This is a genomic window from Micromonospora sp. NPDC049107 (assembly GCF_040648595.1).
Classification (GTDB): Bacteria; Actinomycetota; Actinomycetes; order Mycobacteriales; family Micromonosporaceae; genus Micromonospora.
Map to the genome: position 1 here is coordinate 83527 of NZ_JBEZEC010000010.1, position 20494 is coordinate 104020.

The window sequence follows — 20494 nt, forward strand, 5'->3', positions numbered from 1 at the left end:
GGGGTACAACCGTGCAACAAACAGCTTCCGTTCAAGGTGCAGCGTCTGTCGTCGACGACATCTCCAATTGGCTGTCTATATCGGCGGATCAACTTGACCGCGCGGTGCACGGTGCGCTGCGAGAACAGGTTCTCGATCGGGTGAGAGAGCTGAACGACCGCGCTACCGCAGGTGACCCGGACGCATTTCTGCAGCAGCAACAGATCCTCGCCCGAATCTACGATCTCGGGTTGCGGATCGCTCCGGGTAGACCGAGCGCCGAGGGATCGGTCGTGATTCACGAGATCGCCCGCCTGGTGGAGTCCGCCACCGGCGCGGCGGAGGACGCCCGCATCCAAGCCGGCCTACTGGACGGCATGCCGAGCGAACCGGCCGCCTACGTCTCCTGGTTGAAGGCGCTGGCCAAGCAGCACCGGGTGTACAAGCATCCCTACTACACCGATTTCATCAGCAACCACGCAGACTCCGAGGACCTGCGTCTGTACATGATCCAGGAGTCGGTCATCGACGCGAGGTTCGACGACCTGCTCGCCCTCATGCAGGTCGGTACCGACGGTCCCGCCAAAATGGAGATCGCGGCGAACTACTGGGACGAGATGGGCAACGGCCGGCCGGAGGAGGTGCACACCACGCTCTTTCGAAGGATCTTCGAGGTCTTCGACGTGCGGGAGGATGAGGTCGCCGACCGGCTCACGGGCACGGCGCTGCTGTCCGGGAACCTCGCAGTGATGTTGTCGCGCTATCGGTACCGGTACGCCGAGGCGGTCGGCTACCTCGGGATGACCGAGTGGCTGGTGCCGGACCGGTTCGTGTGCGTCGTGCGCGCATGGGAGCGGCTGGGGCTGCCAGAGGTCGGGATCACCTACCACAGACTGCACATCACGGTCGACTCCCAGCACGCAGCCGGGTGGTTCCATAACGTGGTGAAGCCGGCGGCGACCTCCGAGGCTATGCGCATTGGCATCGCCCGCGGGACACTGTGGCGACTCAACTCGTCCGCGCGCTACCTTGACGAGCGGCTCGCCGAGACCGCCCCGCGGTGGGCTGACGGCAGCCGCAGGTGACCTCGCCCCGAGGGGCCGGCCTTCCGCGCTTCGCGAAATACCAAGCGTTGGGCAACGACTACCTGGTCGTGGATCCGGAGGACGGGCTGCCCGCCGCACCGGCGACGGCGGTCGCGATGTGCGACCGGCACTTCGGGGTCGGCGCGGACGGAATTGTCTTCCGGGGACCGCCCGCGGGCGCGGGCCAGCCCATGCCGGTCCGGTTGTTCAACCCGGACGGGAGCCCGTGCGAGCGGAGCGCGAACGGGTTGCGCATTCTCGCCCTGCACCTGTCCCGAGACGGCGGCGCGGAGTTCGTGCTGGACACGGGGTTCGGCCACACCAGCGTCCGGGTACTGGACCGGCTCGCGGGGCTGGTGTCGATCGACCTGGGTCGTCCGGACTTCGACGCGGACATCGTCGGCCTGGTCGGGGGTTCCGGCCCGGTCGTCGACCACCCGCTGCCCGTGGCGGGGCGGACCCTTCGGGTGACCTGCGTCCACAACGGAAACCCGCACGCGGTCGTCGTCCTGCCGGCAGCCGATGAGACGGCCGCGCGGGAGCTGGGGCCGCTGATCGGCCGGCACTCTGCGTTCCGCACCCGGGTCAATGTGGAGTTCGCGGTGGTGCGCGATCGGCGGTCGCTGGAGGTCGTGGTGTGGGAACGCGGTGCCGGGCCGGTGCTCGCGTCCGGGAGCGGGGCCTGCGCCGCGGCAACTGCGGTGCGGCGTCTCGGTCTGGTGGGCGACGAGGTCGACGTCCGGATGCGCGGTGGTGCCGTGACCGTGTCCGTCGACGCCGGCGGCGCGGTCCGACTGACCGGACCGGTCGAGGAGGTCGCCACCGGGCGGGTCTCCGCCGGCCTCGCCACTCGAGCGGGTCGACCGACCCGGCCGGCCCCGACCTCAAGCTTCTCCTGACGGAGGAGGAGCTGCGGCGGCGTGGCGGGCGCGCAGAAGGCACCGATCGGATGTGCCCGACAGGAGGCGAAAGAGGTGCCGCAGGACCCAGGACGCACTGGAACGGCCCACCAAATGCACATCTTTCACCCCGATAACTATGGAGGACCAGCTTGATGAACAACGCTGTCCACACACAGCCCCGCGACACCTTCACCGTGGTGACCAAGAACGGCGTCGCGCAGGTTACGTTCGAGGGCTCGCATCACTCGAACGCGATGAGCAACGGCCGGATGCGCGCACTCACCGGGATCCTCCGCGAGGTCGAGGCCGACGACGCGGTGGCCGCCGTGGTGCTGCACGGCGGCGAGGGCAATTCCTTCGCCGTGGGCGGCGATTTTCACGAGGTCAGCCACTTCTCGGGCGGTGACGAGGTGGACGAGTGGATCGACAACATCACCGAGCTGTACGTCGCCAGCCTCGAAGTCACCAAACCCACCGTGGCTGCCGTCGAGGGTTACGCCATCGGGATCGGCCTGCAACTCCTGCTCACCTGTGACTACCGCGTCGGTGCGGAATCGTCGATCCTGCGGATGCCCGAGTTCAAGGTGGGTATCGCATGCAATTTCGGCGCGTTCATGCTGGAACGCTCGGCCGGGCGTTCGGTGATGCAGCACATGCTCCTGTCGTGTGACGAATGGTCCGCCGAGTCCTCCCTGCGGGACGGCCTACTGCACGAAGCGGTGCCCGCAGCGGACGTGCTGCCGACCGCGCTGGCCCGCGCGGCGGCTTTCGCCGACTACAACCCGGCGGCCGTGCGCAACACGAAGCCGCAGATGAACCACGACTACATCCAAGGCTTGCACGTCCTGCGGGACAACGCGAAGAGATCACACCGGGCAGGATTCGCCTCGGGGCGGCCGCAGCGGGAGATGCGCCGGATCGTGGGCCAGGCATGAGCGGCGGTTGGGTGGTCGTCGCCAACCGGCGCCTGACCGGACTTGAGCCGATGGGCGCGTGCGTCGAGGTCGGTGATCTGTTCGTCTACCACCGTGGCCTCGTGGCAGGGCTGCCCACGACCGCGCCGTTCGATGTCGACGTCCGTACGCTGACGGCGACGCCCGCGCTCGGGGAGCTGCCCACGCAACCGGCGCAGCGCACCGTGCTGCAGGTGGGCGAGGACGCCGTGACCGCGTTCACCTCGGTGTTCAACGAGGACGCCATCTACGTCGCCGAGGACCCCGCGACCGATGGCTTCGCCTTCTTCACCGACCTGCTGCTCGCCGCGGCTATTCTGCCCGCGTGGGGCCTCGCCGCCCGGGTGCGCTCGGGTCCGGTGAGCACCGATGCGGAAGCCACGCTCGTCGACGGGATACGACGGTTGGACCACTCGGTCCGGCAACGCCGCGCCCGGACCGCTTCGGGCTGGCTGACCAGCACCGCCCCGCCGGCCGAGGACTTCCTCGAGCAGTTCCGCAGGCCGTTTCGGGACGATCCGCTGGCTGCCGGGCAGGCGCAACTGGCCGAGCTGGATGCGGTGATCGCCGGCATCGCCGCCGTCCGCCCCGAGGCCACGTACGCGTCACTGCTCTCCGGCGGGATCGACTCGGGCACCGTGACCTACCTGGCCGCGGCGCGGAACCTCGACGTGCGGCCGTACAGTGTCGGAACGCCCTGGGGAGACGAGTTTTCCGACGCCGCGGAGCTGTGCGAGGTCGCTGGCCTCAAGTTGCATTCGCTGCTGCTCGACGAGGACAGCATCATCCGTGCCGTCCCCGCCGCCGTCCGCTGGCTCGGCGTGACCACGCCGGAGGTGGTCGAGGTCGCGCTCACGGCCACGGCGTTCTACCAGTCCGGCGTGGTCGAACCGGGTCGCGTGCTGCTCACCGGGTACGGCAGCGACCTCATCAATGCCGGGCTCTTCACCCCGTTCGAGCACCCGGACGAGCTGATCGACCAGGGCATCGCGGCGGTCGCGCGCACCCGCACCAGCGGTGAGCTGGCCAACCGGATGGCGCTGGCGTACGGCGTCGAGACGTTCCACCCGTTCTGGACACTCCCGGTGATGCGCACCGCGCTGGAGACCACGCCCGCGTGCAAGGTCCACGACGGCCGGGAGAAGTTCCATCTGCGGACCGCGATGGCCGCCCATGTCACCCCCGCTATCGCGTGGCGCCGCAAGATCGCCGTACACCACGGCGGGAACCTGCAGGAGGGGGTGCGGCGGCGGCTCGCTGCGGACTCCGGGCAGAGCGACCCTTCCCGCGTCTACCAAGCATGCTTCGCCGACCTCCTGGCACTGGCCGGTCAAGGACACCTCGACGACTGGAACGCCGACGAGGTCTACGCAGGCGCGCTCGCCACAATCCGATGAACGAGGAGATGACGATGACCGAGAACACACTGACCGAATCAGGTTTCGGCACGGTGTTGACGTCGCCGCCCGGGGAGACCGTCGAGGAGATGGCCCGGCGGTCCCGGGAGGCGGCGCTGACCAGCGGGGTCGCGCTGACGCGCGGCCTGGACTTCACCGAGGATGCCTTCCAGCGGCTCGTCCACCACCTCGGCCAAACTGTGGATCACAAGTTCGGCGAGGGCCAGGCCGATCTGTTGATGCTCAACGCCTCACGGGACGCAGGGAAGGTGGTCACCGGCCGCGGCCCCCTCCCGCTGCACACCGACGGACTGTTGGTCGGCGAACAGGTCGACCTGATCGTCCTGTACGCCAAGGACTTCGCCGACGAGCCCGGTTCCGGTGAGACCACGGTGTGCGATCAGCTCACCGCGTGGCGTGAGATCCCGCCGCACCTCGGCAAGGTTCTTGCCGACGGCCGGCTCGAATACCTCGTCGAGGAACGCGGCTACTTCCCGCAGGTACCCGCCGACTGGTACGAGATCCCGACCACCCGCGACTACGGCCGCGTGCGCTCGCTGAACCTGGCACTCGGATTCCCGCCGGATGTGCCGCAGGGTTGGCAGGTGCGCGTCGCCGACGTGAGTGCCGACGACTCTGCCGCATTCTTCGCGGAGCTGTCGGCGCACCTGCATTCGCCGCGCTACCTCTATCAGCATCGTTGGCAGACCGGTGACCTGCTGGTGATCGACAACCAGCGGACGCTGCACGGCCGCACCGCGATCGGGTCCGACGGGGTGCGTCTGCTCTATCGCGGCCAGGTCACCCTGCCGACGGCCGCGTGAGGAGAGACGATGCTACTGACCGAGTTCCGTTCCGTGGTGGCCCGCAGAGCCGACGCCCTCGCGGTGGTGGTGCCCGACGGCGAGCGCCTGACCTACGGCGAGCTGTCGCTGCGGGTCGACCGTGCCCTCGGCTGGCTGCGGGCCCGGGGCATCGGCGAGGGCCAGGTGGTGGCGACCTGGCTGGACAACGGAACTGATTACGTGGCACTGGTGCTCGCCCTGGCGGGCAGCGGTGCTATCCACGTGCCGATCAGCAGGTCGGCGGCGCCGGAGCACATCGCCTGGCTGGTCGAGCAGACGAAGCCGGCACTCGTCGTCGGCGCGGAGCCGCTGCCGGACGTCGTCGTCGAGCAGGTGACGACCGCAGAGCTGGCGACCGGCTCCGAGCTGGTCGGCGCGCGGCCGTTCAAGGCGTACGAGGGCGCGTTCCGGCTGCTGGAGACGTCCGGCTCCACGGGGAAGCCCCGGCTCGTGACCTGGCGTCAGGATGACCTGCTCCACGACCGGCGACAGTGGATCGCCTACACCGCGACGACCGCCGCGGACGTGCTGTTCAACCGCCACACCCTGGACGTCGCACACGGCTGCGACGTTCATCTGTTCCCGGCGCTGCTCTCGGGGGCCCTCCTGGTGCTGGCCGATCCGTCTGCCGCGCCCGACCACTTGCTGCGGTGGCTGGAGGAGACCGGCGCCACCGTGTGCAGCGCGCTGCCGAGGCACTACGAGTTGCTGACGCAGGCCGCACGCGGCCGGTCCGTCGACCTTTCCGCGTTGCGGATGCCGCTCTGCGGCGGTGCGTACCTGAGCGGCCAGGTCGTCGCCGACGCGGCCGCGGTGCTCGGTATTCACATTCGACGCATCTACGGCTCGACCGAGTTCGGCATCATGCTGGGGAACATGGACGATGTCGTGCAGGACACCCGCGGCATGACCCCGGTCACCGGTGTGGAGATCAGGCTCGCTCCCCTCGACGAGGCTTGGCCTTCGATCGGTGAGGTGCTGGCCCGCTCGACGTACACGAGCGTCGGTTACTTCGTTGACCCGGGGGCGACCTCCGCCACGTTCCGTGACGGCTGGTACCACACGGGGGATGTCGCCGAGTTCGACGGCGAGTACCGAATCCTCGGCCGTGTCGCCGACCTGCTCGGCGGCTCGGCCGGTCCGGTGTTCAGCCCGGGCGTCGAGGCCGCGCTGACGGCCGCGTGCCCGATCACCGAGGCGGCCGTACTGGCACCGCTGCCCGGGGAGACCGAGCGTGGGGCGCTCGTGGTGGCGACCCCCGTGGCCGGGGTCGAGGACGAGCGCGTACGCGCAGCGATCCGTGCCGTGCTCGAGGACCTGGGTGTGCGTGCGGAAATCGTGCTCGCCGCCACCATCCCCCATACCGCCGTCGGAAAGGTGGACAAGCCCGCCCTGCGCAAGGGGCGGACGTCGACCGTGCGCCACCGCTGACCGATGCGTTCCGGCAGCTGTGGGCTCGCGAACTCACTGCTCGCCCGGCAGGGCGGGGACGTCGCCGAGACGTTGGCGGCCAGGAGCCGCGGCCCTGATCAGGTCGTGTAGTCGGCGTTGATGCGGATGTAGCCGTCGGTGAGATCGCAGCCGTAGACGGTGAACGAGCCGGCGGCGATCCCGAGGTCGATGTCAATCACGACTTCCTTGCCGCGCATGTACTCCGCGGCCCGGTCCAACAGGTCGTCGGCGGAGCTTTCGGGGAACATCAGCAGATCGCCGAAACGGATCGCCACCCGGTCGGGGTCGATGTCAGTCTCGTCCTCCAGCTTGCCGATCGCCATAGCGACCCGGCCCCAGTTCGGATCGGCGCCGTGCACGGCGGTCTTGACCAGCGGCGAGTTCACGACGCTCTTGCCGACCAGCTTCGCCTGCGCGTCGTCGCGGGCACCACTCACCCGGACCTCGATGAGCTTGCTCGCGCCCTCGCCGTCGGAGGCAATGTCTCTGACCAGGTGCAGGGCCGCCCGGTGCAGCGTCTGCTCGAACTCTCCGAGGTCGGTCGGGCCGGCAACCCCGTTCGCGAAGACTGCGGCGGTGTCACTGGTCGAGGTGTCGGTGTCGATGCTGAGCGCATTGAATGTGCGGTCGACCACCCGGCGGAAGATCGCGTCGAGGTCCTCCCTGCCGACCTGCGCATCGGTGAAGAAGAACGTCAGCAGCGTCGCCATGTTCGGCTCGATCATGCCGACGCCTTTGGCGATGCCGACGATCACGGCGTCACCACAGCGCAGCCGGACCACCTTGTGGCGCGTGTCCGTCGTCATGATCGCGCGCGCGCTGGCGTCGAAGTCGGCGGCGGGGAGCGGCCACGACAACTCGTCGAGCCCTCGCCGGATCTGCGTCATCGGATAGGGCCGCCCGATCACTCCGGTCGAGCCGATCAAGAGCTCGCCGGCGGGGATCCCGGCGGCCTCGGCGACCCTGAGCTGAATCTCGGCGGCGTTCTCGGCGCCGACCTTCCCGGTCGCGACGTTGGCATTGCGGGAGAGCACCACCATGCCCCGGAAGCTCCCGGCCGCCGCGGACTGCCGACTGAGCTCGACGCTGGGCCCGGCGAACCGCGAGCGCGTGAACACCGCCGCCGATGTCGCGGGGACCTCGGACACGATGACCGTAAAATCGTCACCGACGTCTTTGAGGCCCAGGTTCCTCGTGACGCCACGGAAACCCTTTGGCACAAGAGGAGCCTGTGGCCCGAGAAAATCTTGCGATTCAGCTGTCGACGACATCCGCTCACCAGTCTCATCCGTTGCCGGCATTGTCCCACAGTCGCGTCCGGCCGCCCATCGCGGCGAACCTCGCCGGTACGCCGCCGTCGCCCTGGCCAACGCTCACCGCTACGACAGCACGGCCACCCTCGCCCGGCAGAGCTCCCCGGTCTCGACCAGCCGAGCAGCCGACCACGCATATCGAGCGGCATCACCTACCGGGTCGAGTTGAACTCACCCGTGTGGGCGACGAATTTAGCATGCTGGTGGGTCGTGTCGACGATGTCGCCGAGATGCCGCGGGCGATTCGAGCCGGCGCCACGGTACGAAGAAGCTGACTCGCCTTTTCCCCACGTCGCGCTCGGGCGACGTGGGGAAGGGCCGGATCACCCAGGTGGGATCAGGTGGTGGGCCGGCACAGCGAGTTCTGGTTGGCACTACAGTCGGTCAGCTGCAGTGTGTCCACGTGCATGGTCAGGGTCGACGGTTGCGAACCACCGGCCGGTGCCACCACGGAGATCTGCACGCTGGCCGCGTTCGCCGGCGCGACCGCCTCGTGGGACCACTCCCACCAGTTCGACGTCAGGCCGAACGAGTTGCCGGGCGACGTGGACAGTAGCGTGCCCGCCGAGTTGTACCACCGCATCCGCAGCGCGGCCGTCCCGGAGTCGGCGCGTAGCCGGACGAAGAACTTGTAGTTGTGCCCGGCTGTCACCGACGGCCTACGGCTCACGATGACCGACTTCTCGGCTGACTGCGGCGAGCTGACGAACTGCAACGAGCGACGGTTGTCGAAGTAGCGGGCGGAGATGCCGGCATACGAGCCCTGCGGTGTCACCGAGATGGCTGCCCCCGATCCGGAGGTGGTGAACCCGGTGGGGTTCGAGGTGCCCGGCGCCTGCGCCTCGATGGTCCGTTCCTGCGCGGTCAGCAGGTCATTGTTGGCACCGACGTCGCAGCACACCGGCGAGGTGAGCAGCGGGTGAACCGCTGCGTTGTTCGTCGTCGTCGACGGATAGTTGTCCACATAGAACCGCGCGCTGGTCTCGCTCGGGTCGTAGTTCTGGCGGTAGCCCAGGTCGAAGGCCCACCAGTCGCCAGCGCACATCATGATGTCGGGGCAGTACTGCTCGGCCTGCCAGTTTCCGTTGGAGTCCTGCCACACGTGCTCGCTCATGTAGGCGTGACCGGCACCGAGCAGGTGCGCCATCTCGTGCCCGACGACCCCACTGTCCCATGCCTCAACGATGGAGACGCAGCCGCTACCGCCACTGCTCGGACACCAGTGCGCCGACGCGGACGGCGCGGGGAACTCCGTCAGGACCACATACCAGCGGTTGCTGTCGTCGTACCCCTTGGCCGAAAGCTCGTTCGCGATCGACCAGAAGTCGGTGTTCGTGGTGTCGATCTTCACCGGCGTCACCAGCGCCTGCGCGTACTGGTTGTACGTGCTGGTGGTGGTCGACCGGCAGCTCACCTTCACGTGCTGGTCGTAGTTGCTGGCCTGGTCGAGCAGCCAGTCAACGCGATCCACGACGCGGGCGGCATGCTCGACGTTCGTCGCGTACTGGTTCCCGGTGGAGTTGTTCCACGCATAGATCACCTGCACCGCCGCCGGGCTGCTGGCCGGCGGATTCGTCGGGTCGGTGGCGGTCGTGTCGCATCCCGCTCTGGGCAGGCTGGCGTTGTTCGGCTGCGCGTAGGGCAGGGTCGGCTCGCTGCCGAGGTTGGCGGCATAGACCGGTTGCCCGGACGACACCATCACCAACACCGTCACGAGCAGGGAGGCCAACCCCAGACGGTGACCGCGGCCAGACCAGCGTCCTTTGCCGAGCATGTAAATCCTCCCTTGCCTAGGTCTTTGTCATGGCGTGTCGTCGGGCATCGGCCTGCCAGTCGCAGCAGACCGATCGGCCATATTGGTCGCCAGGTTTTGCATCGACACACTTCGTCGTGACCAAAAGCGGCACCCGGTGGCGCGAAATGTCATTTCGCGTCCCACACCACGCATCGATAAAGGCTGAAGCTAGCCCTCTTTCGATATCGACCTCAAGGCGACGAGGCCGGGGTTTCCGTTCCGAACAGTCCCGAACATGTCTCGGAGATCCGGCAGATCGCCTATTGCGGGTGGCCCCTTGCGCATCGAGGCCGGCATGTTCGAGTTCCACTGGGAGGACCAGCGGACACCACACGGCGTTGCTGAGGCGTACCCGTGGGGTCAGATCAGGCCATGGTGCAGCGCCGTGGTGACGGCGGCCGTGCGGTCGGCGACGTCCAGCTTGCCGAAGACGCGTAGTAGGTAGGTCTTCACGGTGGCCTCGCTGAGGTAGAGCTCCCGCCCGATGTCGGCGTTCGTGAGCCCTCGCGCGACCAGGCGCAGAACCTCGGCCTCGCGGGCCGAGAGGGCCGGCGGCGCGGGGTGCCGCACCTGTCGCACGAGCGTGGCGGCGACGCTCGGCGCGAGCACCGTCTCGCCCCGGGCCGCGGCCCGGACCGCCTCCGCCAGCTCCGCCGGTGTGGCGTCCTTGAGGAGATAACCGCTGGCGCCGGCCTCGATCGCCCGCAGGATGTCCCGATCCGCTTCGTACGTCGTGAGCACCACCACGCGGACGCCCGGAACGCGGGTGCGGATGCGCCCGGTCGCCTCGACTCCGTCCCCGCCCGGCATGCGCAGGTCCATGAGCACGATGTCCGGGTGCTGCTCAGCGGTGAGCCGCACGCCCTCCGGCCCCGACGACGCCTCGCCGACCACCGTCAGGTCCTCCTCGGCGTCGAGCATGCCGCGCAAGCCCATCCGTACGACCGGGTGATCGTCGACGAGCACGATGCGGATCACGCGGGCACCTCCAGCTCGACGATCGTGCCGCCCGCCGGTCCGCCGTGGACGGTGAGAATGCCGTGCACCTGCTCGGCGCGCGAGCGCATGCCGGCGAGCCCGAACCCATCGAGGCCGTCGGACGCTAACCCGCGTCCGTCATCCCGCACGACCAGGCGTACGCCCCGGTCGTCGTACGCCAGCACCACCTGCACCTCGGTGGCGTGCGCGTGCCGGCGTACGTTGGTCAGCGCCTCCTGAGCGGCCCGCAGCAGGACCACCTCGACCGGTGTGGGCAGCTCCCGGGGCGCCCCGATCACCCGGACGGTGGCGGTCACGCCGGTTTCCTGGCTGAAGTAGGCGGCTCGACGGCGTACGGCGTCGGGCAGCGACCCCGACGCGAGCGCGGCGGGCGAGAGCGCCGCCACCAGGGCCCTCGCCTCGGCCAGGTTCTCCTTCGCGGTACGGACCGCCAACGCCAGACGCGCGTCGCGCAGCTCCGGGTCGTAGGCCTGCAGCAGCGTGACGATGCTCGTGAAGCCCTGCGCGAGCGTGTCGTGGATCTCGCTGGCGAGGCGGGCCCGTTCGGCGGAGATCCCCGCGTCGTGCGAGAGGCGGGCCACTTCGGCACGGCTCGCCTCGAGCTCGTCGATGAGGGTGCCGCGCTCCACGTTCTGCCGGATCACGCGCATGATCCAGAAGCTGACCCAGATGCTCGCCGTCCCCGTGATGACCGCGATCAGCAGATCGGTGGGCACCGCGTGCGGCTCCTCGACGAGGTTGACCGCCGGGGTGACCAGGTTCGCGAGGATCGCCAGCACGATCCCCGCGCGCACGTCCGTGAGCTGGAAGATGAGCGGGATGACCGCGAACAACAGCCAGGTCGCGAAGGGTGCGGCCGCCACCGCGACGACGTAGAACGTGAGGTACGTCAGCAGGACTGCCAGGGCCGCGCCGTCATCCGCGTTGCGCCGGATCTGCCGCCGACCGACCGTCACGTGCAGCATCGCCATGGCGGCGATGGCGCCCACTGCCAGCCAGCGGCGCCACAGCAGGTGACCGTCGATCACCACGGTCGCGGCGGCCACCGCCGCCGCGACCAGTCCGAAGTAGGCGTCCCACCAGAACAGGTAACCGGCGTGCGCCTCACCCTGCCTCAGCGATCTTTCTGGTTCCACCGGAAGGTCACCAGGCATAGCACCAATCCGATCACAGTCCAGGCGCCGAGCACCAACGCCGTGCGGCCGAGCTCCCACCGGCCGTTGGCCTCCAGTGCCCTCATGCTGTCGGGCAGAAAGACGTAGCGGAAGCCTTGACTCATCCATTTCACGGGAAAGAACGAGGCCACCACGATCAGCCAGTGCGGCAACTGCGTGATGGGGTGGATGAAGACGCCGGAGATGAATTGCAGCGCGACCACCGGCACGTTGAGGATCGTCCCCGCCGTGCGCGCGTGCGTGACCATCGCGCTGACCGCCACGCCGAGCAGCCCGCACGACGCGGTCGACAGCAGGAAGAGCCAGCCGAACGTGAGCCAGTGCGACGTGTCGGGCAGCGGTATGCCGAAGACGAGCGCACCTACGCCGACCAACACGACCACCTCGGCGATGCTGAGCACGAGCACCAGCACCAGCTTGCCGATCAGATACGCGGCCGCCGGAAGCGGCGTGCCGCGCAGGCGCTTGAGCGTGCCGTCCTCGCGGTCCATCGCCAGCCCCGAGCCCATCGTCACGAACGCGGTCGACAACGCGCCGTACGCGATCATGCTGGCGGAATAGACCTGACTCGCGCTGACGCCGCTCCGGTCGTCGCCGCCGTCGAAGATGGTCCCGAACAGCAACAGAATCATGGCCGGAAACCCGAAGGTGAACACCACGGCGGTGCGGTCACGCAGAAACATGAGCAGCTCGACGCGCCCTCGGTTCAGGCCGCTTGCCAGGGTGGATGGAAGGGCGGCCGACAGCAGGACGGCGGTCATTCCCCCGCTCCGATCAGGGTCAGGTAGACGTCTTCGAGGGTCGGACGGGTGACCGTGAGGCTGCGCAGGTCAGCGTCCCCGGCGACCAGCCGGCGGACCAGATCGGTCGGATCGGTCACCTTCTCCACGCGTCGCCCGTCGTTCTCCCGCCAGCTCACCGTGGCGGTGCCGACCGTGCCGCGACCGCCGAGCGTGGCGGGAGTGCCCTCGGCGACGATGCGACCGCCCGCGAGCACTGCGAGCCGGTCGGCCAGGGCCTCGGCCTCCTCAAGATTGTGGGTGGTGAGCAGGATCGTGGTGCCCTCTGTGACGAGCGAGCGCATCAACTCCCAGACCTGCCGGCGCGCCTGCGGGTCGAAGCCGGTCGTCGGCTCGTCGAGGAAGAGCAGATCCGGGCGTCCCACGATGCCGAGCGCCACATCGACGCGGCGACGCTGCCCGCCGGAGAGCGTACGGATCCTGCTGTCGCGCTTCTGGGTCAGACCGACCAGCTCGATCACCTCGTCGGCCGGCCGCGGGTCGGAATACAGCCCGGCGATGTGCCGTACCAGTTCGCGGACGGTGAGGTCGGCCGCGTCGTCGGCGTTCTGCAGGACGATCCCGATCCCCGCCCGCCACGCCCGTCCTGCGGTGCCCGGGTCCTCGCCGAGAACACGGACATCGCCGGCGTCGCGGCGGCGGTGTCCCTCAAGTATCTCGACGGTGGTGGTCTTGCCCGCTCCGTTGGGGCCGAGCAGCGCGAAGGCCTCGCCCCGGGCGACCGTGAGATCGATGCCGCACACCACCTCGTGTCCCTGATAGGCCTTGCGGAGGCCGATGACCTCAATGGCTGTCATACCGTCGACAGTGCCGGTCACGGCCCTTCCCGCGGAACGACCGCTCGACCGTCAGCGACTGTCCATCGAACGGTGGACCTCATCGAGCTGGGCGAGCAACTCGGCTTCGACAGCACCTGACGGGGGACGACCAGCCGGCGTCGAGCTGCTAATTCACCCGGACAGTTTGCGCGTCACTCCCTGGAACCCGCGGCGCGGACCGGTGGGGTCCGCAGCAACCGCCGAACCGGCAGGATCGTGGTTACCAGGGCCAGCGCGGTCGCGCCGCCCAGCACCGCGGCCCAGCCCAGCGGTGGGACGTACGGGATCAGCGTGCCGGTGAGCGCGTGGACGACCGCGATCAGCGTCATCCCGGCGATCGCCACACCGAGCGTCAGCGCCGTCGCGAGCAGGCCCACCTGTTCGGCTTCGACCATCCGCCGGACCTGCCGCCGGGTCACCCCGGCCAGGCGGAGCACCGCGAGTTCCCGGCTGCGGGCCAGCGCGGCCATGACCATGGTGTTGCCGGCGGCCAGGGCCGAATAGCCGATCAGCACGGTGATGAGCAGCTTGTTGAGCCAGGCTGAGATGGCCAGGTCGCGGTTCAACCGCCCGGTCACGGTGCCGGCGTCGGTCACCGTACCGAAGGCGGCCAGCCGTTGGTCGACGTCGCCGGTGGTACGCACGAGCATCTCGTCGTAGACACCGCGTTCCTGTGGCAGCAGCACGTCGCCGAAGCCGAGCCCACGGTCGTAGGTCGCCACCAGGCGCGGATGGACCGGTGTGCCGTCCGCCAGCCAGATCTCGGCCGTCTGGCCGACCTTCCAGCCCGAGGACGAGGCCTGCAGGGCCGAGGCGGCGATGGTTCCGTCGGTCAGCTCGGCCAGGCTGCCCTCCCGCACCTTCACGTCGATCGTCGACGTAAGCCCGCTCGGGTCGACCGCCCGGGCGACGACCGGCTCAGCACCGTCGAGGACCCGGACCACCACCGACGTGTTCCGGACGCCGGTCGCCGCCTCGACCCCGGGGATCTGGCGTACGTTCGCCACCTCCGTCGACGAGATGCCGTGCGGCGCGGTCAGCACCCGGTCGGCCAGCATGCCGTCGCGGCTCTGCGTGACGGTCTGCCGCTGGAGATTGTCCTGAAGGAACCAGACCGAACCGCCGAAGCCGATCGCCAGCACGAGCGCGCTCAGCACGACCGACATTCCGCGCGCGTTGACCCGCAGGTTGGCCGCCGCCAGTTCCCCCGGCGCGCGCCACACCGTCCGCAACACCGGCGACATCAGCCGGGCGGCCAATCCGTTGATCCAGGGCGCGAGCAGCGCGACGGCGATCACGAGCAGGTAGAGCATGCCGACCGCGGTGGCCAGCGCGGCCGTGCCGGACAGCCCGGCGGCGAAGAACAGCGAGACCACGCCGCCGCCCAACGTGACCAGGCCGGAGACGAGCCGGATCCGGCCGCCGCGAGTTGGTTCGATCGCGGCCTCACCGAGCGCCTCGGCCGGGCGGATGCGGGCGATGCGCCGCGCCGCGATCCACGCCCCGGAGGCTGCCACCAGGACGGTCACCGCGACGGCGGCCGCAGCGGCGACCCCGGCGTTGACGATCGGAAAGTCAGCGGGCAGGAAGCCCCGGGTGACCAGCTGGTGGTGCACCCAGTGGGTGGACCAGAGACCGGCGGGCACACCGAGCACGGCGGACGCCAGAGCCACGAGGACCCCCTCGGCCACGACCAGCAGGCGCGCCTGGCGCGGGGTGGCGGCTACTGCCCGCAGCAGTGCCAGGTCGCGGCGACGATGCCGGACCGACAGGCCGATCGTGCCCGCCGCCACCCCGACGATCAGCAGGACCACGTAGCCGCCGAACGCCGAGCCGGCCGTGAGCAGGAACGAGCGGGCCGCGATCGAGTCGGACTGCTCGGCCCAGCCGCGGTCCATCCCGGTGTACGACTCGACACCGGCCTGCCGGGCGAGCCGGTCGATCGCCCCGTACGCGTCCGCGCGGGCCTGAACTTCGACAGCCGACGCGACGCCACCCTCGGCCCCCACCAACCGGACGTCGGTGACGCCGGGGACCGCGCGGATCTCATCGGCCAGCCCGACCCGGACGGTGCCCTCGGGCAGCGGCACCCGGGTGGTGGTCGTGTCGCCGAACTCCCTGGTGGTCACGGTCAGCTCCCGATGGGCGACCACCACGTCGGCCGCCGCGAACTGCTCCGGTGGGGGCCGGAACAGCAGCGCGGACTGCACGAAGACCGCCAGGGTCATCAGGATCATCACCCCACCGGCCAGGGCCACCAGGGTGGCGATGGCGGAAGCGGGGCGCTGCCGGAGCAGACGCAACGCGAGACCGGTCATCGGATGGCTCCCGTCATGCGCGTCGTGGCCAGCACCTCGGCGATCTTCTCAGCGCCCAGGGGCGGCAGGTCGCGGACGATGCGACCGTCGGCCAGCACGAGCACGCGGTCGGCGTAGGCGGCGGCGACCGGGTCGTGGGTCACCATCACCACGGTCTGGTGGAAGTCGTCGACCGCCGAGCGCAGCAGGGCCAGAACGTCGGCGGCCGACTCGGTGTCGAGGGCCCCGGTCGGCTCGTCGGCGAAGATCACGTCGGGCCGGACCGACAGTGCCCGGGCGATCGCGACCCGCTGCTGCTGGCCACCGGAGAGCTGGGACGGCCGACGCGACCGACGATCCGCCAGCCCGACGCGTTCGATGACCTCCGCCAACCATCGCGGATCGGGCCGCCTGCCCGAGAGCTTCGAGGGCAACTCGATGTTCTCGTCGACGGTGAGCGCGCCGACCAGGTTGAAGGCCTGGAAGACGAAGCCGATGCGATCCCGCCGCAGTTCGGTCAGCTTGGTCTCGGAGAGCGTGGACAGCTCGGTGTCGCCGATCCAGACGTGGCCCGACGTCGGTCGGTCGAGGCCGGCGGCGGTCTGCAGCAGCGTGCTCTTGCCGGAGCCGGACGGACCCATGACCGCCGTGAACGTACCGCGGGCGAAGCTCGCCTCAACACCGGCGAGCGCAACGACCGGCTCCCCGTCGGTGGCGTAGGTCCGGCTGACTCCTTCGACCCGGACCGCGACCATGTCGATCATCACTAGGCCTCTCGGTGTGCGCTTTTCGCTGACACCCGAACGCTAGGTCGCCCGGCGGCCGAGATCGCTGAAGCCAGCGGGCGTCTTCCGGTACAGCAGGCTGTACCTCCAGTGGCGTCCGGCCCGAGCGGTCCAGCCACCAGGGGCAGGGCGACGGCCGAGAGGTCCCGGACTGGGCCTGAGCAGCCTTACCGCCCAGCTCTGCGTGCCGATCCGGCTCAGCGGCGGGGCACCCGATCGTCACCGGGTCGCCGACCCCCCGGCCGGCATGCGACGCTCAAGCTCCGCAACCAACGGGCCACGCCGGGGGGCCGCCGGACACTACCGCCACACAATCCCCGGCATGACAGCACTGCACCCCCAACCCACACCCCTTGTGCCCGGAGGAACGCAGATCATGGACCACGCATCCCCGCTCATCCAGGAGCGGAGTGCCCCGCCGGCCACGCTGGTAATCTTCGGTGCCTCCGGTGACCTGACCCGGCGCAAGCTGCTGCCCGCGGTAGAGAGCCTGGCCCGGCACGAGCGGCTCCCGGACCAGTTCGCGCTCGTCGGTGTCGCGCGCACGTCGATGACCGACGAGCAGTTCGCCGAGAGCGCACTCGGCGAACACGCCGTCGCCAGCAAACGCCAACTCCAGGGCGGCGTGCGGTACGTGGCCGGCGGCTACGACGACCCGGAAACTTACAAGCGACTCGTGGAGACCCTCGACGAACTCGACGCACAGCGGGGCACGTCCGGCAACCGGCTCTTCTACCTGTCCACCCCGGCCGGGGCCTTCGAGCCGGTGATCAACGGACTGGCCCGAGTCGGGCTGAACCAGCCACGCGAAGGCTCATTCTCCCGCCTGGTCATCGAGAAGCCGTACGGGCGGGACCTGGTCACGGCACGCGAACTCGATGGCGTCGTGCACAGCGCATTCGACGAGCACCAGGTCTTTCGTATCGATCACTACCTGGGCAAGGACACCGTTCAGAACGTCCTGGCGCTGCGCTTCGCGAACTCGATCTTCCAGCCCATCTGGGATCGCTCCTGGGTCGACCACGTGCAGATCACCGTCGCCGAGACCCTCGGCGTCGGCAGCCGCGGCGGCTTCTACGAGGACGCCGGCGCGATGCGGGACATCGTGCAGAACCACGTGCTCCAGGTCCTCGCGCTGGCACTGATGGAGCCGCCGGCCTCATTCGAGGCTGAGGGCCTGCGCAACGAGAAGGTGAAGCTGCTGCAGGCGATCCGCCTCCCCACCGACCGGGACATCGCCGACGCCGCGGTCCGGGGTCAGTACACCCGGGGCGGCACCCGCGAGGAGCTGATGGCCGGCTACCGCGAGGAGGCCGGCGTCGATCCCCTGTCGCGGACCGAGACCTACGCCGCCATGCGGCTCAACGTGGACAACTGGCGCTGGGCCGGGGTGCCGTTCTACGTACGCACCGGCAAGCGCCTGCCGGCCCGGCTCACCGAGGTGGCACTGCAGTTCCAACGGCCGCCGCACCTGCCGATCCCGACCGATCAGCTCACCGGCCTCGACGCTGACGCGCTGATCCTGCGGATCCAGCCGAACGAGGGCATCTCGTTGCGCTTCGGCGCCAAAGTGCCGGGCCACTCCTTCCGGGTCCGCACCGCCACCATGGAGTTCTCGTACGACCAGACGTTCGTCGAGGAGTCTCCGGAGGCGTACGAGCGGCTACTCCTGGACGCGCTGATCGGTGACGCGTCGCTCTTCATCCGCAGCGACGAGGTGCAGCAGTGCTGGAGGATCGTCGACCCGATCATCGACAACTGGGCAAAGGACGAGTCGCCGATACCCACCTACGAGGCCGCCTCCTGGGGCCCGACCGACGCCGACCGGCTCATCGGCCGAAATGGCCGCAAGTGGCGCAACTCCGCGTGACCCTGCCACGAGACGATGGACGGGTCCGTCGGTCGCGGCGCACTCGGCCACCTGCGGTCGGCCGAGGGCGAGCGGCAGCGGCGTGGCCAGCCCACGGGGTGGTCGGGACGGGTGGGCCGACTGCCTCCGGGTGGTCGGCCCGCCGGCCGGGCGGCCGTAACGTCACCCCGTACTCGGTCGGAGACCCGTTCGTCCTCGGCACGACGCGAAGCGCCGGTCGCGCCCGCAGGGCGACGACCGCCGCCGTCGATCAGGGGTGGCGGGCTCCTCAGGGGACGAGTACGACCTTGCCGAGCTGCGTACGGGCCTCCATCAGCTCGTGCGCCTTGACCGCCTCGTCGAGGGGCAACCGCCTGTGCACGATCGGACGGACCCGGCCGGACGAGCACTGACCCCGTCCAGCGCCGGGACACCCAGCACAAATATCCGCCTGGCGATTCAGCTCCAGGCGTGATCGAGGGCCAGCGCCAGCCGCCTGGTCCACTGATCGGCGGTGCCCGTGATACCGGGACACTCGTCGGTGAAGTTGATCCAGTCGACCTGCCAGGACAAGGCGGTTTCGGCAGTGAAGTCGTCCGCTTCGGCGCCGAGTTCGGGTCGCATGAGCTGGCGGACGAGGGCTCGGTCGACGGTGGCGTGTTCGGCGAGTAGGACCGCGTCGTAGAGGTCCTTGCCTTGCGGGTACCTGTCGGTGGCCAGCCACAGCAGCTTCCACGCCAGCGCCAGCGAGGCGGGCGCGGCCAGTACCGGCTGATCGATGTCAGGCAGTGTCAGCACCTCTGGTGGGAGGGGAAGCTCTTCACCGAAGACGACGTCGACCTGTACGTGGCCGTCCGGCGCCCCCGGGGTGCTGAACGGGATCACGAGGCGGCGTCCGTCAGCTCGTTCGTACGTCCAGATGGCGGCCTCGGTTATCCGGTCTGGTTGCAGGCCGGCGCCGGGCACGGTTCGCACGGCGGTCTTGATGTCATCGAGCAGCGCGCGAGCGTCGGTGCTGTCGCTGGCGATGGTGTGCGGAGTGACGACGAAGTCGAGGTCGCCCGGCTCGCGGGCGGCGTCGCCGACCCAGGTCGCCATGGTGACGCTGCCACGCAGGACCAGGTGCCGAACCCAGGTTGTTGTGGCGATAGCCGCCAGGACGTGATTCATGGCGGCACGCCGGGCGATGGTCCACAGCTGGCCGGTGGCCTCCACGACGAAGTCTGGCTCTCCGGCGTGGTAGGCGTTCGGGTACTGCCGGAGAGCGGGGTCGAACGCCGCCTTCTGACGCACGGCCGGGCTGACGGGTAGCGGCCGGTAGGTCGGCGGGTAGTCCGGCGAGCCAGCCGGCGCCGACCTCATCCGGATCTCACGCTCCCGCGCCCAACCGCTCGCCCTCGGCGTGGCCGACTCCAGCCAACCGTGGTCGTGGTGCAGGTCGCTGTCGGAGACGACGTACTCCTGCTCCACGGCCCTAGGCTCGTGGCCGGCGGCCCGGAGGGTCGCGACAAGCTCGTCCAGCCGCCGCCCGGCCGTGGCGAGCCCGACACCGTGACATCGCTGGTTGACGAACCGTTCCTGCGCGCCGTCCACCAGCTCCCGGCGAGCGTTACGTGACAACCGTGCCCCGTGCGGAGCGACCAGGTCAGTGAGAGCCATCAGATCCGCCACCGTCGTACTGGGGAGCAGCAGTTTGACGTGGTGCTCGAAGTACCGGTCAGCGGGTTCGACTGCCGCCTGCTCATCCGACTGCGGTACGCCGACGCACCACGGCGCCGCCTCGATCTTCGAACGGCACGGGTGGATCCCTGCCTCGCGCAGTTCGCGTCGCCAGTGCCGCACCGCGGCAACCTGATCGGTCAGGGCGCCTCGGCCGGTCAGGGTGAGCATCGGTTGAGAGACGTTGGCGCCACGATCGAGCACGATATGGACGAACTTCAGGCCGCGTTTGGCGGCGAACGCCGACAGCTTCTCGGCGTGATGAGCGAACGCCGTGATGTGGATCTCGAAGTCCCCCGACACCGCAAGCACCGGCGGAGTCTATGGCACG

17 protein-coding genes are annotated in these 20494 nt (G+C 69.5%); 7 read left to right on the forward strand and 10 right to left on the reverse strand.

Annotated elements, in window-relative coordinates; all coding sequences use genetic code 11:
• Positions 1-11 precede the first annotated feature (11 nt).
• From AB0B55_RS24165 to AB0B55_RS24190, 6 genes are all read left to right on the forward strand, one after another.
• Positions 12-1064: an iron-containing redox enzyme family protein gene (locus AB0B55_RS24165; RefSeq protein ID WP_357124844.1), complete on the forward strand. Its 1053-nt coding sequence runs from the start codon at positions 12-14 to the stop codon at positions 1062-1064.
• Positions 1061-1963 carry a diaminopimelate epimerase gene (gene dapF / locus AB0B55_RS24170; RefSeq protein WP_357173954.1) on the forward strand — a complete coding sequence of 301 codons (903 nt, stop codon included), beginning with the start codon at positions 1061-1063 and terminating at the stop codon, positions 1961-1963. Before AB0B55_RS24165 ends, dapF begins: the two co-directional genes overlap by 4 nt.
• Positions 1964-2118: 155 nt before the next feature.
• The gene (locus AB0B55_RS24175) at positions 2119-2901 is read left to right on the forward strand and encodes an enoyl-CoA hydratase/isomerase family protein (RefSeq protein ID WP_357124838.1); all 783 of its coding nucleotides are present in this window, start codon (positions 2119-2121) and stop codon (positions 2899-2901) included.
• Positions 2898-4316, forward strand: a complete 1419-nt coding sequence (locus tag AB0B55_RS24180; protein WP_357173957.1) for an asparagine synthase C-terminal domain-containing protein — start codon at positions 2898-2900, stop codon at positions 4314-4316. The genes AB0B55_RS24175 and AB0B55_RS24180 overlap by 4 nt, the downstream gene beginning before the upstream one ends.
• Before the next feature lie 14 nt (positions 4317-4330).
• Positions 4331-5140 (forward strand): TauD/TfdA family dioxygenase, encoded by an 810-nt coding sequence (locus AB0B55_RS24185; protein WP_357124832.1) that lies wholly within the window; start codon positions 4331-4333, stop codon positions 5138-5140.
• Between the two features lie 9 nt (positions 5141-5149).
• The gene (locus tag AB0B55_RS24190) at positions 5150-6592 is read left to right on the forward strand and encodes a class I adenylate-forming enzyme family protein (protein WP_357173960.1); all 1443 of its coding nucleotides are present in this window, start codon (positions 5150-5152) and stop codon (positions 6590-6592) included.
• Between the two features lie 98 nt (positions 6593-6690).
• Here the strand turns inward: AB0B55_RS24190 and argJ are convergent, their stop codons facing one another.
• The 8 genes from argJ to AB0B55_RS24230 all read right to left on the reverse strand — a co-directional run bounded on the left by argJ (position 6691) and on the right by AB0B55_RS24230 (position 16565).
• Positions 6691-7833, reverse strand: a complete 1143-nt coding sequence (gene argJ / locus AB0B55_RS24195; RefSeq protein WP_357124826.1) for a bifunctional glutamate N-acetyltransferase/amino-acid acetyltransferase ArgJ — start codon at positions 7831-7833, stop codon at positions 6691-6693.
• Positions 7834-8263: 430 nt separating this feature from the next.
• Complete coding sequence (locus AB0B55_RS24200; protein WP_357124823.1) at positions 8264-9655, reverse strand: hypothetical protein; 1392 nt, start codon at positions 9653-9655, stop codon at positions 8264-8266.
• Between the two features lie 426 nt (positions 9656-10081).
• Positions 10082-10699, reverse strand: a complete 618-nt coding sequence (locus AB0B55_RS24205) for a response regulator transcription factor (RefSeq protein ID WP_357124820.1) — start codon at positions 10697-10699, stop codon at positions 10082-10084.
• Positions 10696-11856: a sensor histidine kinase gene (locus AB0B55_RS24210; RefSeq protein ID WP_357173963.1), complete on the reverse strand. Its 1161-nt coding sequence runs from the start codon at positions 11854-11856 to the stop codon at positions 10696-10698. Before AB0B55_RS24210 ends, AB0B55_RS24205 begins: the two co-directional genes overlap by 4 nt.
• Positions 11835-12656 (reverse strand): ABC transporter permease, encoded by an 822-nt coding sequence (locus tag AB0B55_RS24215; protein ID WP_357124811.1) that lies wholly within the window; start codon positions 12654-12656, stop codon positions 11835-11837. The genes AB0B55_RS24210 and AB0B55_RS24215 overlap by 22 nt, the downstream gene beginning before the upstream one ends.
• Positions 12653-13492, reverse strand: a complete 840-nt coding sequence (locus tag AB0B55_RS24220; protein ID WP_357124808.1) for an ABC transporter ATP-binding protein — start codon at positions 13490-13492, stop codon at positions 12653-12655. The genes AB0B55_RS24215 and AB0B55_RS24220 overlap by 4 nt, the downstream gene beginning before the upstream one ends.
• 173 nt (positions 13493-13665) lie before the next feature.
• Complete coding sequence (locus AB0B55_RS24225) at positions 13666-15831, reverse strand: FtsX-like permease family protein (protein WP_357173967.1); 2166 nt, start codon at positions 15829-15831, stop codon at positions 13666-13668.
• A complete protein-coding gene (locus AB0B55_RS24230) occupies positions 15828-16565 on the reverse strand; it encodes an ABC transporter ATP-binding protein (protein ID WP_357125693.1) in 738 nt (245 codons plus the stop codon). Before AB0B55_RS24230 ends, AB0B55_RS24225 begins: the two co-directional genes overlap by 4 nt.
• A 406-nt stretch (positions 16566-16971) precedes the next feature.
• Between AB0B55_RS24230 and zwf the strand changes: the two genes are divergently transcribed.
• Complete coding sequence (zwf, locus tag AB0B55_RS24235; protein ID WP_357124802.1) at positions 16972-18465, forward strand: glucose-6-phosphate dehydrogenase; 1494 nt, start codon at positions 16972-16974, stop codon at positions 18463-18465.
• Positions 18466-18733: 268 nt separating this feature from the next.
• On the opposite strand, the gene AB0B55_RS24240 is transcribed toward zwf, so the two are convergent.
• Together AB0B55_RS24240 and AB0B55_RS24245 are read right to left on the reverse strand one after the other, a co-directional pair.
• Positions 18734-18979 carry a zinc-binding dehydrogenase gene (locus tag AB0B55_RS24240; RefSeq protein ID WP_357173970.1) on the reverse strand — a complete coding sequence of 82 codons (246 nt, stop codon included), beginning with the start codon at positions 18977-18979 and terminating at the stop codon, positions 18734-18736.
• Positions 18904-20475, reverse strand: coding sequence for a nucleotidyl transferase AbiEii/AbiGii toxin family protein (locus AB0B55_RS24245; RefSeq protein WP_357173973.1), 1572 nt, complete (start codon positions 20473-20475; stop codon positions 18904-18906). Before AB0B55_RS24245 ends, AB0B55_RS24240 begins: the two co-directional genes overlap by 76 nt.
• Positions 20476-20494 lie beyond the last annotated feature (19 nt).